Origin of the sequence: Tessaracoccus sp. MC1679, assembly GCF_014164775.1 — a bacterium.
Classification (GTDB): domain Bacteria; phylum Actinomycetota; class Actinomycetes; order Propionibacteriales; family Propionibacteriaceae; genus Arachnia.
The window spans coordinates 1-21,976 of sequence record NZ_JACJGB010000013.1 but is presented as its reverse complement, the minus strand read 5'-3'; the positions used below and the strand labels follow the sequence as shown (position 1 = coordinate 21,976).

Genomic DNA, 21,976 nt, shown 5'->3' with positions numbered 1-21,976 from the left:
CGGACCTACTAGGCTCGCGGCATGGACCCTTTGGTGGAGTTGCTGCAGGAGATCATGGACATCGAGTCCGTCTCGGGCAACGAGCGCCGCCTCGCGGACTGGGTGGAGGCCCGGCTTGCCGCCCTCCCGCACCTCGAACTGCACCGGGACGGTGACTGCATCGTGGCCCGCACCAGTCTCGGCAGGGCTGAGCGGGTGGTCATCGCCGGGCACCTGGACACCGTGCCGGTGGCAGGCAACCTCCCCTCGCGCCTCGTCGAGCACCCGGAGGGCCCACGGGTCTGGGGTCGCGGGGCCTCCGACATGAAGGGCGGGGTGGCCGTGATGCTCACGCTCGCAGAGGAGCTGGCGGCGCCGTCGCGAGACATCACGTGGATCTTCTACGACCACGAGGAGGTGGAGGCGGCGCGCAACGGCCTCGGCCGGCTGAGCCGCGCCAGGCCGGACCTCGTGCGCGCTGACTTCGCGGTGCTGATGGAGCCCACCAACGCCCAGATCGAGGGCGGCTGCCAGGGCACCATCCGGATCGACCTCACGACGACGGGGATCGCGGCCCACAGCGCCCGCGCCTGGATGGGACACAACGCCATCCACGACCTTGCCCCCGTGCTGTCCACCCTGGCCGCATACCGGTCCGAGGAGATCGAGGTCGAGGGGCTGGTCTACCGCGAGGGCCTCAACGCGGTGGCGGTCACCGGCGGCATGGCCGGCAACGTGATCCCGCCGTCGGCCACGGTGCAGATCAATTACCGCTTCGCTCCGGACAAGACGGTCGAGCAGGCGCTCGAACGGCTACGCGGCTGGTTCCAGGGGTACGACTTCGTGGTCGCGGACGCATCGCCGGCGGCCCGGCCGGGGCTGGACAGGCCCGCCGCCGAGCAGTTCGTGGCGGCGATCGGGGAGCCGGCGCGCCCCAAATACGGGTGGACAGACGTGGCGCGCTTCAGCGAGCTGGGAATCCCCGCGGTCAACTACGGGCCCGCGGATCCCTCCGTCGCCCACCGGGACGACGAGTACTGTCGCGTCTCAGACCTCGACAAGTGCGCCGCCGGCCTGCGTCGGTGGCTCACCCCAGAAGGAGCACGTCCATGACCCAGCCCAAGCGTCGCTCTGGCGCAGTCGAGCTCGGCGGTGAGGAGCGCACCCGCCAACCCATGGCGGACGAGGCGCTCCTGCAGCACACCCGGATGCCCTGGAGCCACCTGGATCCCTGGCGCGTCCTGCGGATCCAGTCCGAGTTCGTGGAGGGCTTCGACGCGCTCAAGGAGCTGCCCCCGGCCGTGAGCGTGTTCGGTTCCGCCCGCACCTCCTCTGACCACCCCATGTACGAGGCGGCCGTCGAGCTCGGCCGGGGCCTCGTGCACCGGGGGTTCGCGGTCATCACCGGGGGCGGCCCCGGCATCATGGAGGCCGCCAACAAGGGGGCGACCGAGGCCGGGGGACTGTCGGTGGGCCTGGGCATCGAGCTGCCGCACGAACAGGGGATGAACGAGCACATCAGTCTCGGCGTCAACTTCCGCTACTTCTTCGCCCGCAAGACCATGTTCCTCAAATACAGCCAGGGCTTCATCACGATGCCCGGTGGTTTCGGCACTCTGGACGAGCTGTTCGAGGCGCTCACCCTGATCCAGACCGGCAAGGTGAAGAACTTTCCGATGGTGCTGTTCGGAACCGCGCACTGGAATCCCCTGATGGACTGGGTCCGAGACACCATGGCGGAACACGGCTTCATCTCCCGCGCCGATCTGAGGCTGGTCACCGTGACCGACGACGTCGAGGAGGCCCTCGACGCGATGGGCACTCCCGGTCAGTTCGAGACCTGAGCCATGTGGATCGCGATCGTCGGCGCGGCCATCGTCACCCTCGGGCTGGCGGCCTTCGCGGGCCTTGGCCGACTGGGTGAGATGCCCGCCGACGCAGTCAACGACCGTCCCCGCGGACGGGTGCCGGCCGGCCCCGTGACGCCCGAATTCCTCGCGGCAGCCATCCTGCCGACGGCGTGGTCCGGCTATCGCCGTGACCAGGTGGACCGCTATCTCGCCGAGCTGGCCGATGGCACCGCCGTCCCGGAAGCGGAGGTGGTCTTCGACGTGGTCCGTCGCGGATACGACATGCAGGTCATCGACGAGCTGCTGCTGCGCGGAGCCTACGAGCGGCCCAAGGCGGCGGAAACGTTCACTGAGGAGCCCACCCAGGAAGGCTGATCCGGCCGGTTTGGGCACCGTGCGGGCGGCTGCTTGCCCTGATGCGGAATAATAGAGCCTGTCCACAGTTCGAGCACAGAGAATGAGAGTGGCAGATGGCAGCGATGAAGCCCCGCACGGGTGACGGTCCGATGGAGGTCACAAAGGAGGGTCGCGGCATCGTGATGCGCGTTCCCGTCGACGGCGGCGGACGCCTAGTCGTCGAGATGAACGCCACCGAGGCCACCGACCTCCTCAATGCATTGAAGGGCATCGTCGGCTGAGAACCACTTGAGCATGCCAAGGGCCGCCCCCGTGGGGAGCGGCCCTTGTCCGTGTCTAGCCTCGGGAACCGATAGCAGCTTCGTAGACCGCCACCGTCTCCTCGGCGATCTTGGTCCATGAGAACTCGTCGATGCAGCGCTGGCGCCCAGCCTTGCCGAACTCGTCGGCGAGCTGCGGATCGCGGGTCAGGCGGTTGACCTGCGTCGCGAAGTCGGACTCGAAGCCCTTGACGAAAGCAGGGTCCCCCGCCTGTGCCGGATCGTAGGCCACCAGCAGTCCGGTCTCGCCGTCGTTGACCACCTCCGGGATCCCTCCCACTGCGCTCGCCACCACAGGCGTCTCGCAGGCCATGGCCTCCAGGTTGACGATCCCCAGCGGCTCGTAGACCGAGGGGCAGGCGAACACGGTGGCGTGGGTGAGGACCTGGCGAACCGACGCGCGCGGCAGCATCTCCTGCACCCAGATCACGGGAGCGGTGCGGCGTGCCTTGAGCTCGGCGAAGGCCACCTCGAACTCGGCCGCGATCTCCGGGGTGTCCGGCGCCCCGGCCAACAGGACGAGCTGGGTATCGGGATCGAACTCGGCCGCCGCGCGCACCAGGTGAACCAGGCCCTTCTGGCGCGTGATGCGCCCCACGAAGACCACCGACGGGCGGTCCAGGTCCACGCCCAGCCCCCTGACGACGTCGGTGTTGGTGTCCGGGCGGAACTCGTCCGGGTCGATTCCGTTCTTGACCACATGGACCTTGGCGGGATCCAGGTTCGGGTAGCTCTCGAGGACGTCCCTGCGCATGCCTGCGCTGACTGAGATCACTGCGTCCGCCGCCTCGTAGGCCGTCTTCTCCGCCCACGACGAGACCCGGTAGCCGCCCGCCAGCTGCTCGGCCTTCCACGGGCGGTGTGGCTCCAGCGAATGGGACGTCACCACGTGCGGAACGTCGCGCATGAGGCCCGCGAGGTGACCGGCCATATTGGCGTACCACGTGTGCGAGTGGATGATGTCGACTTCGCCGACGGCGGCCGCCATCGACAGGTCGGCGCCCAGGACCCGCAGGGCGGCGTTCGCGCCCGGCGGGAAGTCCTCCGCGTGCGCCGTCGCGCCGTCGCGCGGCTCGCCCATGCAGTGCACCTCAACATCGATCAGCCTGCGCAGCTGGGGCACCAACTGGGCCACGTGGACACCGGCGCCACCGTAGATCGTCGGCGGGTATTCGCGGGTCAGCAAAGACAGTTTCATCGTCATGACGGCATCGTGTCACACCGGGTTGAGCCCGGGGGAGGTCATTTGGTGGATTTCCTTGTCGGAGGCCTCCATTTGGCAATAGGTTCAAGGCATGTCCGCTCGTCCGAAAACCTTGTCCATTGTCCTCGCCGGCGGTGAGGGCAAGCGGCTGATGCCGCTCACCGCAGACCGGGCCAAGCCTGCTGTCCCGTTCGGGGGCACGTACCGGCTGATCGACTTCGTCCTGTCGAACCTTGCCAACTCGAACCTTCGTCAAATCGCCGTCCTCACCCAGTACAAATCACACTCGCTGGACCGCCACATCGCCAAGACGTGGCGCTTCTCCACGATGCTGGGCAACTACGTGGCCCCGGTGCCCGCTCAGCAGCGGCTGGGCCCCCGCTGGTACCAGGGCAGCGCGGACGCCATCTACCAGTCGCTGAACCTCATCCGGGACGCCGATCCGGACTACGTCGTCGTGTTCGGCGCGGACAACATCTACCGGATGGACATCGAGCAGATGATCGATGCCCACATCGATTCAGGGCTCGGTGCCACAGTGGCCGGCATCCGGGTGCCGCGCAGCGAGGCGTCGGCCTTCGGGATCATCGACTCCGCTCCGGACAAGAAGATCAAGAGCTTCCTGGAGAAGCCCGCCGATCCCCCCGGCCTGCCAGACTCGCCGGAGGAGTCCTTCGCCTCGATGGGCAACTACGTGTTCAGCCGGCAGGCGCTGGTCGAGGCCCTGCGCGCGGACGCTGAGGACCCGACGGCCCGCCACGACATGGGCGGCGACATCATCCCCTGGTTCACGGCGCAGGGCGAGTCCCAGGTCTACGACTTCAAGGACAACGTGGTGCCGGGCGCCACCGAGAAGGACATCAACTACTGGCGGGATGTGGGCACCATCGACGCGTTCCACGAGGCCCACATGGACCTGGTCAGCGTCGAGCCCGAGTTCAACCTGTACAACTACGACTGGCCGATCTGGACGGATCTGGTGCAGGCGCCCGGGGCCAAGTTCGTGATCCGCGGGCGGGCAGAGGACTCGATCGTCAACGCCGGGTGCATCATCTCCGGCGGCGAGGTGGACCGCACAGTCCTCAGCCCCAACGTCCAGGTGGACAAGTGGGCGCAGGTGTCCGAGTCGGTGCTCATGGATTCTGTGCAGATCGGCAAGAACGCTGTGGTGCGCCGCGCGATCCTGGACAAGCACGCGGTGGTCCCCGACGGCGTGCAGATCGGCGTGGACCAGGAGCATGACCGCGCACGCGGGCTCGCGGTGTCGGAATCGGGCATCACCGTGGTGGGCAAGGACGTCGTCGTCCCCCGCGACTGAGGCGGTGGCCTCCTGGTCAGTCCTTGACGGCGACCAGGAGGCCGTTGCCCACCGGCAGCAGGGCCTGGGTGTAGGCCTCCGAGGCTGTCACGGCGTCCAGCGCCTCCCGGATGATGATGGACTCGTCCGATTCGTTCGCGTCGTCGGCGACCTGGTTGTTCCACAGGGCGTCGTGGACGATCAGCATTCCGCCCGAACGCAGCAGCCGAAGCGAGCCCGCGACGTACTCGACGTACTCGAGCTTGTCACCGTTGATGAAGACGACGTCGTAGGCGCTGTCGCGAAGCTTGGGCATGATCTCGATGGGCGAACCGGCGATCAGCCGGAATCGTGAGGACGGGAAGCCGGCAGCCGTGAAGAATTTGCGCGCGGGCAGCTGATTGTCCGCCTCCACGTCAATGGAGGTGAGGATGCCGTCGGTGCCCATGGCACCGAGGAAGGCCAGGCCGGAGCTGCCCATCATGGTGCCGACCTCGACCACGGCCTTGGCGCCGATGGCGCGCGTCAGGACCCTGAGGGTGGCCACCACGCCGAGCGACACGGGCGTCAGCCCCGCGATGGTGGCCTCGTCGCGCGCCTCGGAGATCTCCGCCGTGGGGGGCACGTGGTCCTCGGCGAATTCCCAACTGGCGGGGGTGGGCGGTTCCAAGTGGCTGGCAGGCGTGTTCACGCGCCCAGCCTAGTGGCCAGTAGGATGACGCGCATGAGTCACGTCGTCAATGCCGAGATCGCCGCAACGGTGCTCTCAGTCTCAGTGGAAGCCGGCCAGAAGGTCCAGGCGGAGGACGCGGTCGTCGTGCTTGAGACCCTCAAGATGGAGATCCCGGTGCTGGCCGGGGTGTCCGGAACCGTCACGGAGGTGGTCGTGCGGGCAGGCGACGTGGTCCACGACGACGACCCGCTCTTCATCATCGCGGAGGACTGATGACCGACGAAGACATGCAGCCCCTGTTCGGACGCGTCCTGACCGCGATGGTCACGCCGTTCACAGCTGACGGATCGGAGGTGGACTATGCACAGGTGGCACGCCTGGCGGCTCATCTCGTCGACGATCTGGGCAACGACGGGCTCGTGATCAACGGCACGACGGGGGAGTCCCCTACCACCACGGACAAGGAGAAGCGTGCGGTGCTGGACGCCGTGGTGACGGCGGTGGGGGACCGGGCCAGCGTCATCGCGGGCGTAGGCACCTTCTCCACCGATCACTCCGTCGAGCTCGCCAGGCAGGCGGCCTCGGTGGGGGTCGACGGGCTGCTGGTGGTCACCCCGTACTACTCGCGGCCACCTGAGGACGCGCTCGAGGACCACTTCGTGACGGTCGCGGACGCCACGGACCTCCCTGTGATGCTCTACGACATCCCGCACCGATCGGGGCTGCCCATCCCCGAAGACATGCTGATCCGGCTGGACGCGCACCCGCAGATCCGGGCAGTGAAGGACGCCAAGGGCGCCATCGTCTCCTCCGCGACAGTCCTGTCGCGCACCAACCTCGCCTACTACGCCGGCGACGACGCGTTCCTCCTGCCGTTGCTCGCGGTGGGCGGAGTGGGCGTGGTGGGCACCTCGTCGCACTTCACGGCGCTGGCCATGCGCGAGATCATCGAGCACTTCCTCGCCGGCCGCGTGGAGGAGGCTATCCAAGCCAACCGGTACGCGCTGCCCGCCTTCCAGGGCGTGTTCGCGACTCAGGGCTGCATGATGGTCAAGGCGGCGCTCGCCGCCCGAGGCTTCGACGCCGGACCCTGCCGGGCGCCCATGGGGCGCGTGGCCGACGACATGCTTGGCCGGTACACGACGCTGCTGACGGACCTCGGATTCGAGGCGTAGGGAACAAACCGCGCCCGTTGAGCGTTGACTCCTAGAGTCGCACCGGTCGGCAGCCACACTCACAGGCTGCGCACAGGTGGAGCTGTCACCCTAGAGGTATGGAGAGGCGAGCGATGTTCAAAGGCACACGGTCGGCGAAGGCCGGCCAGGAGCCTGCCTGGACCGCGCCCACCTGGCAGGAACTCGTCAGAGATCATTCGGCGCAGGTGTATCGGCTCGCGTATCGTCTCACCGGCAACCAGCACGATGCCGAGGACCTCACCCAGGACGTGTTCGTCCGCGTGTTCAAGTCCATCCACACGTTCCAGCCGGGCACCCTCGAGGGCTGGCTGCACCGGATCACCACCAACCTCTTCTTGGACCAGGCGCGCAGGCGCCAACGGATCAGGATGGACGCGCTGAGCGTGGCCCCCGAGCATGTCTGGGGCGCGGCCACAGGGCCGGCAGAACTGCATGACGACGCTCAGCTGGACGCGGACGTCGCCGCGGCCCTGCGCTCACTGAACCCGGAGCAGAGGGTAGCCGTGGTCTTGTGCGACATCGAGGGCTTGAGCTACGAGGAGATTGCAAAGGTGCTCGACGTCAAGCTCGGCACTGTCCGCAGCCGTATCGCCCGCGGGCGCGCCGCGCTGCGGGACTCCCTCGCACACCGCGCCCCCAGCGAAGGGCGCAGCCGGTATCTCGGAGTCTCCTGAGTTCAGTGCACCGATGTGAGCGCTTCCGCCCCGACCTGTCGGCCTTCGCCGACGGGACGTTGGCGCCCAAGCGGTGGGAACAGGTCAGCTACCACCTGGCGGGCTGTGCCTCCTGCCGCGACGAGGTGGCGGCCATCTCCACGCTGTGCACAACCCTCAGTGGCTGCAGCCGCTCGGCGGCGCCGGACTCCCTGACCGCCAAGCTTGAGTCGATCGCCGGTGAGCACGCCGAGGCTCCCCTGTACATGGCCGCGGGGATGGGCGACCTTCCCTCCCTCCGACGCCGCCGCACCCGCCTCGCGGTCCGATCCGGCGCCGCGCTGCTGGCCGTCATGGTCTCCGTCATGGTGTTGGCGGTGCTCGTGGCTCCAGACCCGGCCCGGTTGACCGACCCCGTGAAGTCCGCCCGTGAGCAGTACTCCATGTCGAGCTCCGCGATCAGCGTCACCGAGGCGGTGGGCGCCGTGCTGCTCGCCTACGAGCGTGGGGCGGACCTCGGCGAGTCCTCCAGCTACGCGCGCAGGGCCTCGCCCCACGGGGGCGCAGAGCTCAGCGCCGAACAGGCCGCCGCCCTGCTCCGGGCCTCCACGGAGGCCGACCTCACCCTCACCGGCGTTCAGCGGGTCTGGATCTCCAACGGAGAGGGCCGCTACCGCACCGCGGACGTGCACACCACCAAGGTGGAGGGCCAGGGGGCCCAGCTTGAGGTGATGGACGCGCGGGGTGACCGGTTCAGCTCGAGTTTCCTTCCCGAGTTCTCCGCCCGCCCAGTGGCCGCCCCAGAGCGCTGGAGCTTCACCCAGGGCGTGCTGCCCGAGCAGGTAGCCGGCCGGGCCGCAGTGCGGCTGGTGGCCTCAGACGGCGGGGGCGCCGTCGCCAGCTGGTGGGTGGACGCGACCAATGGTCTGCTGCTGTGGGGCGAGAGATATGACCCCACGGGGGCGGTGAGCCTCGCCGTCGGGTACACGCAGCTCAGTCTCGGCACAGCCCAGTTCCACGAGGACTCCCTCACCCAGCTGATCGCCCTCCAGCCGGCCACCGCCAGCGGCGCCGCCGGATGGTGCGTGGGACTCCCCACCTGTCCTCAGGAGATCGGCGGGTTGCCGCTGGTGGCCTACTCGTCCTCGGAGCGGCACGGCGCGACGTCGATGAATCTCGTCTACTCGGACGGCATCGAGACCGCCGTCGTCGGCTGGGCGGAGGGCGTTCTGGGAGACCAGGTGACCTCCCGCACCGATCTGGCCTCGGGGCTCCCAACCGTGAGCCTCTGGCAGTCCGGGCCGGCCGTGGTGTCGGTGACCACGAACGGTTCCCCCGCGTTGCTCGCAGCCATCTCGGGCCAGCTTCCCGGCGAGGAGCCGTTCGCGCCGACGCTGCTGGATCGGGCCGCCGTCGGGTTCAAACGCCTGACCGGCGTGCGCTGAGGGTCGAAGTCGAGACTGTACCCTAGGGGACGTGTTCGGCATCGACGCGATAGACCTCGTCCTCATTCTCGTGCTGGGCGTCGTCATGTTCGGCCCCGAGCGGCTTCCTGAGTATTCCCGGAAGGCGGCGCGGGTGTTCATCTACCTCCGCGGGATCGCCAACAACGCCACCAGCACCCTGCGCACCGAACTCGGCGCGGACTACTCGGACCTTGAGCTCCGCGACCTGAACCCCAAGACGTTCATCGCCAAGCACATGCGCGAGGAGGTCGCCGCACTCGACGAGGCCCGCCGCGAGCTTCAGGCCGCCGAAGCCTCACTCAAGCAGACCACACGGGAGGCGGAAAAGGAGGCCGGCGCCGCCGTCGAGGCCACCCGGACGACGACGCCCGCGCTCCCGGCGCCGGTGGTCAACTCCCCGTTCGACCCCGACGCCACCTAGGACACCCGCCTGTCAGGTGGACAGGGGCAGGCGCGTTCCCAGCAGGCCGCGCTTCCTCGCCGCGACTTCGCCGGCCAGCGACACCATGGCCTGCGCGGCCGGATGCTCCGGATGGGTCTCGACGATCGGGCGGCCCGTGTCGCCGCCGCTGAGCAGCGTCTCGTCGAACGGGATCTGCGCCAGCAGCGGAACCTCGTAGACGAACCGCTCAGTGAGCGCCTCGGCCACCAGGGTGCCGCCCCCCGAGCCGAACAGCTCCAGCCGGTGCGGCTCGGAGCAGTGCGGGCACACCGTCTCCATCCAGCTCATGTTCTCCACCACGCCGATGACCCGCTGCTCCAGAATGTGCGCCATGGTGCCCGCCCTTTCCGCGATCTCCGAGGCCGCGGACTGGGGAGTCGTCACCACGATGACCTCCGAGCCCGGGATCTTCTGGCCCAGGGACATCGCGACATCCCCGGTGCCGGGTGGCAGGTCGAGCAGGAGATAATCCAGGTCCCCCCAGTAGACGTCCGCGAGCAACTGTGTGAGCGCGCGGTCCAGGATGGGGCCGCGCCAGGCCACCACCTGATCCCGCGACGGCTTGAGCATGCCGATCGAAATCACCTTGAGGCCACCGAGGGCGGGCACGGGCAGGATCATGTCGTCGACGACGGTGGGCCGCGCGTCTCCCAGCCCGAGGAGGTCAGGGATGGAGTGGCCGTAGATGTCGGCGTCGAGGATGCCCACCGAGCGGCCCTGCGCAGCCAGGGCGAGGGCGAGGTTCACGGTGACGGAGGACTTGCCGACGCCTCCCTTGCCGGAGGCGATGGCCAGGACCCGGGTGAGGTTGCCGGGCTGGGCGAACGGGATGACGCGCTGCTTCTCGCCGCCGCGCAGCATGGTGCGCATCGCCTCGCGCTGCTCGTCGCTCATCACCCCCAGCTCCACCGCGACCGTCGAGACGCCGGCGACGGCGGAGACCGCCGTAGAGACGCGGGTGATGATCTCGGAGCGCATCGGGCAGCCGACCACCGTGAGGAGGATCCGCACCTGCACGGCGCCGTCGTCCGAGACCGCGACGTCGTCGACCATGCCGAGGTCCGTGATCGGACGCCGGATCTCGGGGTCCTCCACTCCGTGGAGGGCTGTGCGGATGTGGGGGAGCAGGGGGTGTTCGGTCACGATGTCCTTCAGGGTGCAGGGGTGGGCTGGCGAGGCAAGTCTAGGGGCGCTCATTGAGGGCATCGCCGAGGAGGACGACGCTGGTGGCCATCAGGGCGGGCAGCCACAGCCCGGACAGGCTGCCGAGCACCACGACTGCGGGGCCGACGACCAGCGCCACTGTGAGCCTCTCACGGTAGTTCAGCCTCTGCCGGGTGCCGGGCGCCAGAAGCTGCTTCCACAGCGCCAGGTAACCGAGCATGAACAGCGCGGCGACGGCGGCGCCCACCCACCAGCCGCCGGCGATCCGCCACAGCGCGACCCCGCCCAGCACCGTCAGGGCCAGATGGCCAACGAGCAGGACGACACCGAACCACCGGATCTCGGGCCGGGCGCTCAACTGACCGCCTCGGGATCCGAGGGGGCCCGTCCCGACGCCGTCCGGTCGAGGTGCTCGGCCAGCTCGCGGAGCTCCGTGCGGAGCTCACCGCGCACGAAGTCGCGGGTGGCGAGCTCCCCCAGGTGCATGCGGATGGAGGCGATCTCGCGGGCCAGGAAGTCCATGTCCGCCCGCGACTGTGCAGCGATCCGCCGGTCCTCGTCCAGGCTCAACTTGTCGCGCACCTCCTGCCGGTTCTGTGCCAGCAGGATCAGTGGCGCCGAGTACGACGCCTGGGTGGAGAAGAACAGGTTGAGCAGGATGAACGGGTACGGGTCCCACTTGAGGCCGAAGAGCCCCACCAGGTTGATGGTCACCCAGATGATGACGAAGACCGTCATGTAGACGAGGAACTTGGCCGTGCCCATGAAGCGGGCGAAGCTTTCCGCGAAGCTGCCGAACGTCTCCGAGTCCACCGCGACCTTCGGCAGCCAGCTGCGCTCGCCCGGCTGGGACAGGGGGTTGCGCTCAGCCATGGCTCACCTCGGCGCCGGAGAGGTCCGAGGCCTCCACCTCGTCCATCTGGTCGCCGCGCCAGTCATCCGGCAGCATGTGGTCCAGCACGTCGTCGACGGTGACGGCACCCACCAGCAGCCCGGCGGCGTTGACGACGGGCGCCACCACCAGGTTGTAGGTGGCGAAGAAGCGGCTGACCTGCGCCAGCGGATCCGCCGGGGACAGGGGGTCGAGGTCCTGATCCAGCAGTGTGGCCACCAGCGTGGTCGGCGGCTCCCGCAGCAGCCGTTGCAGGTGCGCCGCGCCGACGTAGCGTCCGGTGGGGGTCTCGAGAGGGGGCCGGGTGACGAACACCATCGACGCCAGCGCCGGCGTCAGGGCGTCCATCCGGGCGAACGCCAGCGCCTGGGCCACGGTGGCGTCGGTGTCCAGCACGATCGGTTCGGGCGTCATCATGCCGCCGGCGGTGAACTCCTCGTAGACCAGCAGGCGGCGCACATCGGCCGAATCCTCCGGCTCCATCCGCTGGAGCAGTTCCTCGGCGATGTCCGGGGGGAGGTCGCGGAGGAGGTCCGCCGCGTCGTCGGGGTCCATCTCTCCGAGCACGTCCGCGGCCCGCTCGGTTCCGAGCGCGGAGATGATGTCGATCTGTTCGTCCTCGGGGAGTTCCTCGATGGCCTCCGCCAGCGACTCGTCGTCGAGGGCGTCCACGACGGCTGCCAGCGATTCGGGCTCGAGGTCGTGGAGTTCCTTGGCGACGTCGGCCGGCTTCATCTCGGAGAACTCGGCGATGAGATGGGCCGCGGTGCGGCCGCTGGCCAGGATCAGGTCCGGGATCTCGCGCCACGACACCAGCTGGGGTGCGCTGCGGCTCCCGAAGCCGAACCGCCCCGCGCCGCCGCTCGCGCGCAGCGCCACCGTGTCCAGCTCCCATTCCCGGTTGCGCACCATGTGCATGGACACGTCGAGGATCCGGGTGGGCCGCGCCCGCTCGATGCTCCTGTCGAACAGGTCGCCGGCCACCAGGAGCTCCGCCTCGCGTCGCTGGAAGCGCCGGGCGTCCACCTGCCCGGTGATGGCCACCTGGTTGGGGGTGATGTCGTGCACGCGGATCATGGGCACGAAGATCCGCACCCGGGCGAACAGCTCCGCCACGAGACCCTTCACGCGCGGAGCACGTCCCTCGGTGCGCAGGTAGCACACCACATCCTTGACGCGACCCACCTGGTCACCGGCGGAGTCGACGAGGGGGAGACCGATGACCCGCGAGATGAAAACCTGCGTATCTTTGGCGGTCATAGGGCAAATCTAGCCGCAAGGACCCGACGATGAACCAACGCCCCGCACGAGCCCGCCGCACCGTGCTGTCCATCCCGGCCTCCAGCGAACGCTTCCTGGACAAGTCGGTGGGGCTCGACGTGGACCAGGTCTTCCTGGATCTGGAGGACGGAGTGGCTGCGGCGGCCAAGGACGAGGCGCGTTCGCGCGCCGTGGAGACCCTGCGCGCCCGCACCTGGCTGGCGCCCACGGTGTCGGTGCGGGTCAACGGCTGGGCCACCCCCTGGACGTACCGCGATGTGATCGACGTGGTGGCTGGGGCCGGCGACCGCCTAGACACGGTGTTCCTTCCGAAGGTCACCTCGCCGGGCCAGGTGGAGGCGCTCGACCTGCTGCTGACCCAGCTGGAGCGCGCCCACGGGCTCGCCGTGGGCCGCATTGGGATCGAGGTCCTCCTCGAGGACGCCGTCGCCTTGACAAGGGCCGACGACATCGCCTCGGCCAGCCCCCGCCTGGAGGCGCTGCACATGGGCCCTGGTGACCTGATGGCCTCGCTCGGCCTTCCGTCGCTGCTGGTGGGAGGACTCAGCGGCGGATATCCCGGGGACCCACTGCACCACGCCTATGCCCGGATCCTGGTGGCCGCGCGGGCCCGGGGGCTGCAGGCCGTGGACGGTCCCTACGTCGCGGTCCATGACGCGGCCGGATTCCGCGCCTCGGCCGGACGCGCCGCCGCCCTCGGCTACGACGGCAAGTGGGTGCTCCATCCGGCCCAGATCGCGGCCGGGGCCGAGGCGTTCACCCCATCGCCGGAGGCCCTGGCGCGCGCGGAGGCGATGGTCGCGGCGGCCGCACGCGGAGCGGCCTCGGGGATCGGCGCCGTCCTTCTCGGCGACGAGATGGTTGATGAGGCGGGCGTAAGCTTGGCTCAGGCCACCTTGGCGCGCGGACGGAGGAGCACATGACCGAGCCGGCGAACCGGAAGCTGATGCAGCTGAACTACCCTCAGCACATCGCACAATTCGGCACCTACGACGAGGCACAGTCGGCGGTGGACTTCCTGGCAGACGAGAAGTTCCCCGTCCAGAACCTTCTCATCGTGGGCACCGACCTCAAGCTGCTCGAGCGGGTGACGGGGCGCCGCACCTGGGCCACCGTGCTCGGCGAGGGCGCCCTGTCCGGACTCAGTACCGGCCTGTTCGTCGGCGTGATGCTGATGCTCTTCGTGGGTAACGGCAACTTCGCCATGCTCTACGTCGGCCTCGCGATGGGCGTGGTCTTCGGTGTCCTGTTCCGCGCCCTGGCACACTCCCTCACCGGGGGTAAGCGCGACTTCAACTCCGCCCGGATCACGGTTGCCACGAGCTACGAGGTGCTCGCTGAGCACAAGGTGGCGCAGCAGGCCCGCGACATGCTGACGGCTCGGCCCGGCTCCCGCGCGGCCCTGTTCGAGTAAGTGCCCCGGGCTGCCGAGGAGCGGATCCCCCTCGGGTAAGTTGTCCCTCACCACCACTGTCCAAGGAGCACGTCGATGGATCTGAACTGGACCACCTACAACCCCGGCACCCCCGCGGAGCGCGTGCTGCTCGTCGGGCCCAGCCTCGGGGGCAACGCCGCCCATCAGTGGACCCCCGTGGCGGCCCAGCTGATCGACGATGCCCGTGTGGTCTTCGTCGATCTCCCGGGTACCGGGCTGGGGACGGTCTGGGACGACGCCGACGAGCCCACCCTGGACGCGGTGGCCGCAGGCATCGCGCAGGTCGCGGCCGAGGTGCGCGAGGAGGTGGGGGCAGAGGTGCCCGTCTACTTCGCCGGGCTGTCCATCTCCGGGGCAACCGCGCTGCACGTGGCGCGCGACTATGACAAGACCTTCTCGGGTGTCGTGGTGGTGGCGTCGGCCGCCACCGTCGGCGAGCCGGCCCGCTGGCTGGACCGCGCGGATCAGGTGGAGGCCACCGGCACCCAGCAGTTGGTGGAGGAGACCACGAAGCGGTGGTTCACTCCGATGTTCCGCGCCCAGCAGCCCGCCGTTGTGGACGCCGTGATGGAGGGGCTGTCCGCCGCGGACGACCACTCCTATGCCCAGCTCTGCCGGGCGCTGGCCGCCCACGACGTCCGGGACGACCTGCCCTACATCACTCTTCCCGTGGTGATGGTGGCGGGGGAGCGGGACACCTCCACCCCGATCGCCAACGTCGAGCTGGTGGCCGAGACGGTGCAGCGCGGCGAGCTGCACGTGGTGCCGGAAGCTGCGCACCAGGTGACGGTGGCGCGCCCCGCAGACGTGGCCCGCGTGATCCGGGGGCTCCTCACCCGCGGCCAGACCTCCACCGTGGTCTCGGAGTCCGAGGACTGAGCCTCAGCCGCGGCTCCGGGCCAGCCAACGCTCCACGTCGTCGGCGGTGCGGGGCAGCGCCTCGGACAGGTTCACCGGATCCGAGTCCGTGATGAGGATGTCGTCCTCGATGCGCACCCCGATGCCGCGGTACTCCTCAGGCACGAGCAGGTCCGTGGACTTGAAGTAGACACCGGGCTCCACCGTGATGACCATCCCGGAGCGCAGCGTGCCGAGGCGGTACTCCTCCGCTCGGGCGTGGGCGCAGTCGTGCACGTCGAGGCCGAGGTGGTGGGAGGTGCCGTGCACCATCCAGCGGCGGTGCTGGCCGCCGTCGGCCGACATCGACTGGGCGGCGCTGACGGGCAGGATGCCGAGCTCCTCGAAGAAGCCCGCCAGCACGGTGATGGCTGCCCGGTGCACATCAGCGAAGGCGGCCCCGTCGCGGCAGGCCGCGATGCCCGCGGTCTGCGCCGCGAGGACGGCCTCGTAGACCCGCCGCTGGGGCGGGGTGAAACGGCCGCTGACCGGGAGCGTGCGCGTGATGTCGGCCGTGTACAGGGTGTTGACCTCCACCCCGGCATCAAGCAGGAGCAGATCTCCGTCGCTGAGGTCCCCGTCGTTCCTGATCCAGTGCAGGGTGTTGGCGTGATCCCCGCCGGCGGCGATGGTGTCGTAGCCGATGGCGTTGCCGAGGTGCCGTGCGTGCAGCTCGAAGATGCCCTCGACCCACCGCTCGCCGCGGCCCTGCTCCACGGCGCGCGGCAGCTCGCGGGCAACGGCCTCGAAGCCGACGGCGGTGGCGGCGCAGGCACGCTGCAGCTCGGTCACCTCGAACTCGTCCTTGACGAAGCGGGCCTCCGAGGAGGCTCGCTCCAGTTCGGCGTCTCTCGAGAGGTCTTCGTCGGTGCGTGCACCGTCGACGAGGGCGGTGACCGCCGGGTCCGCCTCGCGGATGACGGCCAGCGGCCCCGACGCGTGGCCGATGACGTCCTCCAGTTCGCGGATGTCGCGGCAGGGGAGTCCGACAGCGGCCGCCATCTCCTCCAGCGAGTCGCGCCGGCCCACCCACATCTCGCCGTAGCGGGCGTCGGCGTAGAACTCCCGGTCCGTGCGCGGGGCGCGCGGGCGGAAGAACAGCGTGGCGTCGTCGTCCTGGATGAGGAGCACAGCGTCCGGCTCCCTGTCCTCGCCGAGGCCTGTGTAGTAGGCGAACGCGCTATGGGGCCGGAACCGGTAGTCGGTGTCGTTGGAGCGGGGCTTCAGCGGACCGGCCGGTACAACGAGGGTGGTGCCGGCGAACTCCTGCGCGAGCTGCACCCGCCTGGCGGCCGCGTAGCGCGCGGCGGGCAGCCGATCGGGCAGTGCGTGGTGGTCCGGAGCCCATCCACTGACGATGAAGGTCTTGAACTCCTCGGAGTAGGGGTCGCGGCGGTTCCCGGAGCGGTCGTCGGTCATGCGCCCCACTGTACGCGGGCGCCCTTCCCTGTACGATTGCCGATCGACCCCACGAAGGAGTGCCGGTGACCGGACCGTACGTCACGCTCGAACGCCACGCGTGGGCGGCGTTGGCCGACGCGACGCAGATCGATCTCGATGAGGTCACCCTCGACAGACTCCGCGGCATCGGGGATCCCACCTCCCACCGGGACCTCGTGGAGGTCTACCGCCCGCTGACGCAGCTGCTCCACCTTTACATGGAGAACACCGGGAGGCTCTACTCGCAGAGCCATGACTTCCTGGGACTGGATGTGGACCGCACGCCGTTCGTCATCGCGGTGGCCGGGTCCGTGGCGGTGGGCAAATCCACGGTCTCGCGCCTGCTGCAGGAGCTGCTCCGCCGGGCGCCGGGGCAGCCGCGGGTGGACCTCATCACCACCGACGGCTTCCTCTACCCCAACGCCGAGCTGGAGCGTCGCGGTCTCCTGGAGCGCAAAGGATTCCCCGAGTCCTACAACCGGCGGGCGCTGCTGGACTTCGTCATCGACGTGAAGTCCGGCGTGCCGAGCGTGTTCGCACCCGTGTACAGCCACATGGTCTACGACATCGTTGCGGGCGAGCACATCGCTGTGGAGCGCCCGGACATTCTCATCATCGAGGGCCTGAACGTGCTGCAGCCAGCCCGAGTAGAGGCGGACGGGAAGCCGGGGCTGGCGGTGAGCGACTTCTTCGACTTCTCCGTGTTCGTCGACGCTCCCGAGTCGCACATCAAGCAGTGGTTCCTAGAGCGCTTCCTCACCCTGCGGCGGACCGCGTTCACCGACGAGCGGAGCTTCTTCAGGCGTTACGCGGAGCTGTCCGAAGCCGACGCCGTCGCGTTCGGCGCCCGGGTCTGGGAAGAGATCAACGGCCTCAACCTCCGCCTCAACATCGAGCCCACCAGGGATCGGGCCACGGCCATCCTCGTGAAGCGCGAGTCGCACGCAGTCGACTCGATCCTCATCCGCAAGGTGTAACCGCAGCGGAGCCCTCACAGGCGCGGATGTCAAGAAACGCGCATTCATCATGTACGGTTTTTCGCGTGTGTGGAATCGTGGGATATCTCGGACAACGTGACGGACTCGATGTGGTACTGAGCGGGCTTCGCCGGCTCGAGTATCGCGGCTACGACTCAGCGGGTGTCGCCCTGCCGAGCGGGGGGCGCATCGAGTGGCGCAAGAAGGCAGGCAAGATCGTCAACCTTGAGGCCGCCATCGCCGCGGATCCGCTTCCCACCGGGCACGTGGCCATCGGCCACACCCGCTGGGCCACCCATGGAGCGCCGACGGACCAGAACTCGCACCCGCACGTCTCGGAGCGCGTGGCCATCGTCCACAACGGCATCATCGAGAACCATGGCCAGCTCCGCGCCGAGCTGCCGGGCGTCGAGTTCTCCTCCGAGACCGATTCCGAGGTGGCCGCGCACCTGCTGCGACGCGAGCTGGAGGCGGGCCTGGACCTCCTCGCCGCGATGCGCGCCGTCGTCTCGCGCCTGGAAGGCGCCTTCACGCTGGTGGCCGTCGACGCCCAGGACCCGGACCGGATCGTCGCCGCGCGGCGCAACTCGCCGCTGGTGGTCGGCGTGGGGGAGGGCGAATGGTTCCTCGCCTCGGACGTGGCCGCGTTCATCGCGTACACCCGGGACGCCATCGAGCTCGGCCAGGACCAGATCGTCGAGCTCACCCCCGCCGGGGTCAGCGTGACCACCTTCGACGGCGCGCCGGCGCCGACCAAGGAGTTCCACGTCGACTGGGATCTGGAGGCCGCGCAGAAGCAGGGCTACGACTGGTTCATGCGCAAGGAGATCTTCGAACAACCCCGCGCCGTGGCCGACACGCTGCTCGGCCGCCTCAACGAGCGCGGCGAACTTGTCCTCGACGAGATCCGCATCTCCCCCGAGATCCTGCGCCGGATCAACAAGATCGTCATCGTCGCCTGCGGCACGGCCTTCTACGCGGGCCTGGTGGCGAAGTACGCCATCGAGCACTGGACCCGCATCCCCTGCGAGGTGGAGGTGGCCTCCGAGTTCCGCTACCGGGACCCGATCATCGACCCGATGACGCTGGTGGTGACCATCTCCCAGTCCGGCGAGACCGCCGACACGCTGATGGCCATCCGGCACGCCCGGGAGCAGGGCGCCAAGGTGATCGCCATCTGCAACACCAACGGCGCCACCATCCCGCGCGAATCCGACGCCGTCATCTACACCCACGCCGGCCCCGAAATCGGGGTGGCCTCCACCAAGGGTTTCACCACCCAGCTGGTGGCCTGCTACCTGCTCGGCCTCTACCTGGCGCAGGTGCGTGGCATGAAGTACGGAGACGAGATCGGGGCACTCCTGGCCGAGTTGGAGCGGATGCCCGATGCCATCCAGGGCATGCTCGACAACCAGCAGCAGGTCCTGGACCTGGCGCGCGAGTTCGTCAACGAGCCCTCCGTGCTGTTCCTCGGCCGCCACGTGGGCTACCCCGTCGCGCTGGAGGGGGCGCTCAAACTCAAGGAACTGGCCTATATCCACGCGGAGGGCTTCGCGGCCGGGGAGCTCAAGCACGGCCCCATCGCGCTGATCCGCAAGGACCTGCCGGTGTTCGTCGTGGTGCCGCCCCGCGGCCGGGACCAGCTTCGGGACAAGGTGGTGTCCAACATCGCCGAGGTCCGGGCCCGTGGCGCGAAGACGATCGTCCTGGCCGAGGCCGACGACGAGGAGGCGCGTGCCGCGGCGGCGGTGTTCATCGAGCTGCCGAAGCTCTCCACGCTGCTGCAGCCGGTGGCCGCCATCATCCCGCTCCAGCTCTTCGCCTGCGAGTTGGCCACCCTGCAGGGCCACGACGTCGATCAGCCACGGAATCTGGCCAAGTCGGTCACCGTCGAGTAGGGGTTCAGCCCTAGAGTGGCGCCATGATCGTGGGTATCGGCACGGACCTGTGTGTCATCGAGCGTTTCCGGGACATGCTGGAGCGTCGCCCCGGCCTGGATGAGCGCCTTCTCACCCCGGCCGAGCGTGCTCTCTCCATCGAGTCCCAGGCCGCCCGGTTCGCCGCGAAGGAGGCGTTCGCCAAGGCGCTCGGCTCGCCGGGCGGCATGCGATGGCTGGACTGCGAGGTGGTCAAGAACGCCGACGGCGACCCGGCCTTCCGCAACGCCGGGTCCGTCGCGGCCAGGGTGGAGGCGCTGGGCATCCGCCACATCCATCTGTCCATCAGCCACGACGGTGGCTTCGCCACGGCGATGGTGGTGTGCGAAGCATGAGGCCCGTGGTGACCGCGGCCGGGATGCGCGCGGCCGAGGCGAGGGTCTTCGCCGCCGAGCCAGGCGTGGACCTCATGGGACGAGCCGCGGCCGAGGTGGCCCGGGTGGCCACCTCCGTCGCCCCGGAGGGCCCGGTGCTGGTGGTGGCCGGGCCCGGCAACAACGGGGGAGACGGACTGTTCGCCGCCGCCCAGCTCGCCCAGCGCCGCGCCGTCGCTGTCTGGTGCGTGGCCGGCAGCGCGCACGAGGGTGGCCTCGCCGCGGCGCGGGCGGCCGGCTGCCAGGTGGTGGAGGCGACGGCCGCCGTCGAGGCCCTCGCGGAGTGCGCCCTGGTGATCGACGCGTTCACCGGCCTGGGATCGCGGCCCGGGCTGCCGCCTGTGGTCGAGACCATGGCCGACGCGTGCGCGGACCTGGGTGTGCCCGTGCTGTCGGTAGATCTGCCCAGCGGCCTCGACGCGGACTCCGGGGCGACGCATCCGAGTTTTCGCGCCGCCCACACCGTCACGTTCGCCGCACTGAAGCCCTGCCACGTGCAGGAGCCAGCCGCCTCGCGCTGCGGCCAGGTGCACGTCGCCGACATCGGCGTGGAGGCAGATGCTCCGCTGCTGCAGCAGGCCGAGGTGGCCGACGTGGCGCGGTGGTGGCCCGCGCCGGTGCCCACGTCGGACAAGTACACCCGCGGAGTGGTGATGATCGACACCGGCTCCGACCAGTACCAGGGCGCCGCGATCCTCGGCGTCTCGGGTGCCCTGCATGCCGGGGCCGGCATGGTGCGCTACACCGGTCGCGTGGCCTCCGGACTGATCCTGTCGCGGTTCCCCAGCGTGGTGATCGGCGAGGGGCGCGCCCAGGCGATGGTGGTGGGTTCCGGGTGGGGCGACGGTGAGGGCACCGAGGGGCGCGTGGCGAACGCGGGACTCCACGAGGTGCCTACCGTCGTCGACGCCGACGCGCTCACCTCGCTGCCCGCGGGGCGACTCGACGGGTGGCTGCTCACCCCGCACGCCGGCGAACTGGCCCGGATACTGGGCTGCACCCGTGCCCACGTCGAGGCGCATCCGCTGGTGTGCGTGCGGGAGGTGTCGCGGCAGACGGGCGCGGCGGTGCTCCTCAAGGGGGCCACGCAATACGTGGCTGAGCCGTCGGGGCGCGTGACCATGGCGGTGAGGGGGCCCGCCTGGACCGCCCAGGCCGGATCCGGTGACGTGCTGGCGGGGATCTGCGGAGCCCTGCTGGCTGCGGGACTCCCGGCGTGGCGGGCGGGCGTGTTGGGTGCCAGCGTCCAGGCCATCGCCGCCGAGCGGAACCCCGGCCCGTACCCGCCAGACGCGCTGGCGGCGAGGCTGCCCGCCGTGATCGCTGAACTGGCAGGACGGTAGCTCCTGAGGAGGGTCGCCCGCGGAGCGTTGCCTGTCCCTTCGCTCCCTGAGGAGGGCCACCCCCTCGCTCCCTGAGGAGGGCCGCCCGCGGAGCGGCGTGGCCTGTCCCCTTCGCTCCCTGAGGAGGGCCGCCCGCGGAGCGGCGTGGCCTGTCCCCTTCGCTCCCTGAGGAGGGCCGCCCGCGGAGCGGCGTGGCCCTGTCTCGAAGGGTCGTGACTTCCACATTCATGCTGATCTCGTGGTCGGGTGCGGGGAGTCGGGAGTCGATGCCCGGGCGGCCGTTGTCCAGGGTCTTGTTGTCGGGTGCTGGTCTGGTCGGTGGCTGGGTTGTTGAGGCCGCCCGGCCCTCGTCTCCCGTCTCCCCGCACTCGTTCCTCCTGTGGCGTGGTCTGGTCCGGGGTGTGGGCCGGCAGGGCGGCGTTGGGGGTGGGTGTGCTTGGGCGGGGTGCCGGTTGGGTGATCCTCGGGTTGGGCACCGCTGCGCAGTGCCGCCCTGCCGTCCCCCACCCTCGCTCCCGGTCGCGGGACCCTCATGGAAGGAACTTCCGTCAGGGGCACCCCTTCCATCACCGCGTCTGCCGCGCTCTGCTTGGCTTCGTGGGGCAGGTGGGTCCCAGGTCCGCGGAGGCGGGGCGCCAGTGCGGGGCTCCACGCTCAGGGGGCTGACTAGAGGGGAGGGTGTCAGATGGTTTGTGTAAGGGGTTGCTCCTGACACGAAAGCAGAATGATGACCGTGATAGACAAACTCGACCGTGAAGACCGGCGACGTGCGCAGCGCGACGGCGTGGCCGCGTTGGAG

24 protein-coding genes are annotated in these 21,976 nt (G+C 69.6%); 17 read left to right on the top strand and 7 right to left on the bottom strand.

The features are described 5' to 3' along the window. The first annotated feature begins 21 nt into the window (after positions 1 to 21). The 4 genes from dapE to H5398_RS16225 all read left to right on the top strand — a co-directional run bounded on the left by dapE (position 22) and on the right by H5398_RS16225 (position 2,467). Positions 22 to 1,092 carry a succinyl-diaminopimelate desuccinylase gene (gene dapE / locus H5398_RS16240; protein WP_182800798.1) on the top strand — a complete coding sequence of 357 codons (1,071 nt, stop codon included), beginning with the start codon at positions 22 to 24 and terminating at the stop codon, positions 1,090 to 1,092. Then, positions 1,089 to 1,823 carry a TIGR00730 family Rossman fold protein gene (locus H5398_RS16235; RefSeq protein WP_182784535.1) on the top strand — a complete coding sequence of 245 codons (735 nt, stop codon included), beginning with the start codon at positions 1,089 to 1,091 and terminating at the stop codon, positions 1,821 to 1,823. Before dapE ends, H5398_RS16235 begins: the two co-directional genes overlap by 4 nt. Positions 1,824 to 1,826: 3 nt before the next feature. Then, the gene (locus tag H5398_RS16230; protein ID WP_182800797.1) at positions 1,827 to 2,204 is read left to right on the top strand and encodes a hypothetical protein; all 378 of its coding nucleotides are present in this window, start codon (positions 1,827 to 1,829) and stop codon (positions 2,202 to 2,204) included. 95 nt (positions 2,205 to 2,299) lie between these two features. Beyond that, complete coding sequence (locus tag H5398_RS16225) at positions 2,300 to 2,467, top strand: DUF3117 domain-containing protein (protein WP_182784531.1); 168 nt, start codon at positions 2,300 to 2,302, stop codon at positions 2,465 to 2,467. 55 nt (positions 2,468 to 2,522) lie between these two features. On the opposite strand, the gene glgA is transcribed toward H5398_RS16225, so the two are convergent. After that, positions 2,523 to 3,704, bottom strand: coding sequence for a glycogen synthase (gene glgA, locus H5398_RS16220; RefSeq protein ID WP_182800825.1), 1,182 nt, complete (start codon positions 3,702 to 3,704; stop codon positions 2,523 to 2,525). A gap of 97 nt (positions 3,705 to 3,801) precedes the next feature. Between glgA and glgC the strand changes: the two genes are divergently transcribed. After that, entirely contained in the window at positions 3,802 to 5,028 is a 1,227-nt protein-coding gene (gene glgC / locus H5398_RS16215) for a glucose-1-phosphate adenylyltransferase (protein ID WP_182784529.1), read from the top strand. A gap of 16 nt (positions 5,029 to 5,044) precedes the next feature. Here the strand turns inward: glgC and H5398_RS16210 are convergent, their stop codons facing one another. Next, positions 5,045 to 5,698, bottom strand: coding sequence for a class I SAM-dependent methyltransferase (locus H5398_RS16210; RefSeq protein ID WP_182800796.1), 654 nt, complete (start codon positions 5,696 to 5,698; stop codon positions 5,045 to 5,047). Between the two features lie 33 nt (positions 5,699 to 5,731). Between H5398_RS16210 and H5398_RS16205 the strand changes: the two genes are divergently transcribed. The 5 genes from H5398_RS16205 to H5398_RS16185 all read left to right on the top strand — a co-directional run bounded on the left by H5398_RS16205 (position 5,732) and on the right by H5398_RS16185 (position 9,416). Then, the gene (locus H5398_RS16205; RefSeq protein ID WP_182784525.1) at positions 5,732 to 5,953 is read left to right on the top strand and encodes an acetyl-CoA carboxylase biotin carboxyl carrier protein subunit; all 222 of its coding nucleotides are present in this window, start codon (positions 5,732 to 5,734) and stop codon (positions 5,951 to 5,953) included. Next, entirely contained in the window at positions 5,953 to 6,855 is a 903-nt protein-coding gene (gene dapA, locus H5398_RS16200; RefSeq protein ID WP_255422401.1) for a 4-hydroxy-tetrahydrodipicolinate synthase, read from the top strand. The genes H5398_RS16205 and dapA overlap by 1 nt, the downstream gene beginning before the upstream one ends. Positions 6,856 to 6,968: 113 nt before the next feature. Beyond that, positions 6,969 to 7,550 (top strand): RNA polymerase sigma factor SigE, encoded by a 582-nt coding sequence (sigE, locus tag H5398_RS16195; RefSeq protein WP_220489611.1) that lies wholly within the window; start codon positions 6,969 to 6,971, stop codon positions 7,548 to 7,550. A 5-nt stretch (positions 7,551 to 7,555) separates the two neighbouring features. Beyond that, positions 7,556 to 8,974: a zf-HC2 domain-containing protein gene (locus tag H5398_RS16190; RefSeq protein ID WP_182800795.1), complete on the top strand. Its 1,419-nt coding sequence runs from the start codon at positions 7,556 to 7,558 to the stop codon at positions 8,972 to 8,974. A 31-nt stretch (positions 8,975 to 9,005) separates the two neighbouring features. Beyond that, positions 9,006 to 9,416 carry a sec-independent translocase gene (locus tag H5398_RS16185; RefSeq protein WP_182784519.1) on the top strand — a complete coding sequence of 137 codons (411 nt, stop codon included), beginning with the start codon at positions 9,006 to 9,008 and terminating at the stop codon, positions 9,414 to 9,416. A gap of 12 nt (positions 9,417 to 9,428) precedes the next feature. Here H5398_RS16185 and H5398_RS16180 read toward each other — a convergent pair whose 3' ends face one another. From H5398_RS16180 to H5398_RS16165, 4 genes are read right to left on the bottom strand one after another with little or no spacing between them, the layout of a single operon-like run. Continuing rightward, positions 9,429 to 10,634, bottom strand: coding sequence for an Mrp/NBP35 family ATP-binding protein (locus tag H5398_RS16180; RefSeq protein ID WP_220489609.1), 1,206 nt, complete (start codon positions 10,632 to 10,634; stop codon positions 9,429 to 9,431). Continuing rightward, positions 10,621 to 10,959, bottom strand: coding sequence for a hypothetical protein (locus H5398_RS16175; protein ID WP_182784517.1), 339 nt, complete (start codon positions 10,957 to 10,959; stop codon positions 10,621 to 10,623). The genes H5398_RS16180 and H5398_RS16175 overlap by 14 nt, the downstream gene beginning before the upstream one ends. Next, positions 10,956 to 11,474 (bottom strand): DUF1003 domain-containing protein, encoded by a 519-nt coding sequence (locus tag H5398_RS16170; RefSeq protein WP_182800794.1) that lies wholly within the window; start codon positions 11,472 to 11,474, stop codon positions 10,956 to 10,958. Before H5398_RS16170 ends, H5398_RS16175 begins: the two co-directional genes overlap by 4 nt. Then, positions 11,467 to 12,753: a magnesium transporter gene (locus tag H5398_RS16165; RefSeq protein ID WP_182784512.1), complete on the bottom strand. Its 1,287-nt coding sequence runs from the start codon at positions 12,751 to 12,753 to the stop codon at positions 11,467 to 11,469. The genes H5398_RS16170 and H5398_RS16165 overlap by 8 nt, the downstream gene beginning before the upstream one ends. Before the next feature lie 29 nt (positions 12,754 to 12,782). Between H5398_RS16165 and H5398_RS16160 the strand changes: the two genes are divergently transcribed. The 3 genes from H5398_RS16160 to H5398_RS16150 all read left to right on the top strand — a co-directional run bounded on the left by H5398_RS16160 (position 12,783) and on the right by H5398_RS16150 (position 15,088). After that, positions 12,783 to 13,697: a CoA ester lyase gene (locus H5398_RS16160; RefSeq protein WP_182800793.1), complete on the top strand. Its 915-nt coding sequence runs from the start codon at positions 12,783 to 12,785 to the stop codon at positions 13,695 to 13,697. Beyond that, positions 13,694 to 14,188: a general stress protein gene (locus tag H5398_RS16155; RefSeq protein WP_182784509.1), complete on the top strand. Its 495-nt coding sequence runs from the start codon at positions 13,694 to 13,696 to the stop codon at positions 14,186 to 14,188. The genes H5398_RS16160 and H5398_RS16155 overlap by 4 nt, the downstream gene beginning before the upstream one ends. A gap of 75 nt (positions 14,189 to 14,263) precedes the next feature. Then, a complete protein-coding gene (locus H5398_RS16150) occupies positions 14,264 to 15,088 on the top strand; it encodes an alpha/beta fold hydrolase (RefSeq protein ID WP_182800792.1) in 825 nt (274 codons plus the stop codon). 3 nt (positions 15,089 to 15,091) lie between these two features. Here the strand turns inward: H5398_RS16150 and H5398_RS16145 are convergent, their stop codons facing one another. Then, entirely contained in the window at positions 15,092 to 16,525 is a 1,434-nt protein-coding gene (locus tag H5398_RS16145; protein ID WP_182800791.1) for an aminopeptidase P family protein, read from the bottom strand. 35 nt (positions 16,526 to 16,560) lie between these two features. On the opposite strand from H5398_RS16145, the gene coaA reads away from it, so the two are divergent. The 4 genes from coaA (at position 16,561) to H5398_RS16125 (ending at position 21,177) form a co-directional block, all read left to right on the top strand. Next, the gene (coaA, locus tag H5398_RS16140) at positions 16,561 to 17,523 is read left to right on the top strand and encodes a type I pantothenate kinase (RefSeq protein WP_370585816.1); all 963 of its coding nucleotides are present in this window, start codon (positions 16,561 to 16,563) and stop codon (positions 17,521 to 17,523) included. Between the two features lie 65 nt (positions 17,524 to 17,588). Further along, positions 17,589 to 19,421 (top strand): glutamine--fructose-6-phosphate transaminase (isomerizing), encoded by a 1,833-nt coding sequence (gene glmS / locus H5398_RS16135; protein WP_182800790.1) that lies wholly within the window; start codon positions 17,589 to 17,591, stop codon positions 19,419 to 19,421. A 23-nt stretch (positions 19,422 to 19,444) separates the two neighbouring features. After that, entirely contained in the window at positions 19,445 to 19,795 is a 351-nt protein-coding gene (locus H5398_RS16130) for a holo-ACP synthase (RefSeq protein ID WP_182784499.1), read from the top strand. Beyond that, entirely contained in the window at positions 19,792 to 21,177 is a 1,386-nt protein-coding gene (locus H5398_RS16125; RefSeq protein WP_182784497.1) for an NAD(P)H-hydrate epimerase, read from the top strand. Before H5398_RS16130 ends, H5398_RS16125 begins: the two co-directional genes overlap by 4 nt. Positions 21,178 to 21,976 lie beyond the last annotated feature (799 nt).

Coding starts and splice junctions, on each gene's coding strand:
- H5398_RS16205 (WP_182784525.1), top strand. CDS start 5,732: ATGAGTCACGTCGTCAATGCCGAGATCGCCGCAACGGTGCTCTCAGTC.
- glgC (WP_182784529.1), top strand. CDS start 3,802: ATGTCCGCTCGTCCGAAAACCTTGTCCATTGTCCTCGCCGGCGGTGAG.
- H5398_RS16145 (WP_182800791.1), bottom strand. CDS start 16,525: ATGACCGACGACCGCTCCGGGAACCGCCGCGACCCCTACTCCGAGGAG.
- H5398_RS16160 (WP_182800793.1), top strand. CDS start 12,783: ATGAACCAACGCCCCGCACGAGCCCGCCGCACCGTGCTGTCCATCCCG.
- H5398_RS16225 (WP_182784531.1), top strand. CDS start 2,300: ATGGCAGCGATGAAGCCCCGCACGGGTGACGGTCCGATGGAGGTCACA.
- glgA (WP_182800825.1), bottom strand. CDS start 3,704: ATGAAACTGTCTTTGCTGACCCGCGAATACCCGCCGACGATCTACGGT.
- H5398_RS16130 (WP_182784499.1), top strand. CDS start 19,445: ATGATCGTGGGTATCGGCACGGACCTGTGTGTCATCGAGCGTTTCCGG.
- dapA (WP_255422401.1), top strand. CDS start 5,953: ATGACCGACGAAGACATGCAGCCCCTGTTCGGACGCGTCCTGACCGCG.
- H5398_RS16165 (WP_182784512.1), bottom strand. CDS start 12,753: ATGACCGCCAAAGATACGCAGGTTTTCATCTCGCGGGTCATCGGTCTC.
- H5398_RS16150 (WP_182800792.1), top strand. CDS start 14,264: ATGGATCTGAACTGGACCACCTACAACCCCGGCACCCCCGCGGAGCGC.
- H5398_RS16125 (WP_182784497.1), top strand. CDS start 19,792: ATGAGGCCCGTGGTGACCGCGGCCGGGATGCGCGCGGCCGAGGCGAGG.
- H5398_RS16170 (WP_182800794.1), bottom strand. CDS start 11,474: ATGGCTGAGCGCAACCCCCTGTCCCAGCCGGGCGAGCGCAGCTGGCTG.
- H5398_RS16235 (WP_182784535.1), top strand. CDS start 1,089: ATGACCCAGCCCAAGCGTCGCTCTGGCGCAGTCGAGCTCGGCGGTGAG.
- H5398_RS16155 (WP_182784509.1), top strand. CDS start 13,694: ATGACCGAGCCGGCGAACCGGAAGCTGATGCAGCTGAACTACCCTCAG.
- H5398_RS16180 (WP_220489609.1), bottom strand. CDS start 10,634: ATGAGCGCCCCTAGACTTGCCTCGCCAGCCCACCCCTGCACCCTGAAG.
- dapE (WP_182800798.1), top strand. CDS start 22: ATGGACCCTTTGGTGGAGTTGCTGCAGGAGATCATGGACATCGAGTCC.
- H5398_RS16230 (WP_182800797.1), top strand. CDS start 1,827: ATGTGGATCGCGATCGTCGGCGCGGCCATCGTCACCCTCGGGCTGGCG.
- sigE (WP_220489611.1), top strand. CDS start 6,969: ATGTTCAAAGGCACACGGTCGGCGAAGGCCGGCCAGGAGCCTGCCTGG.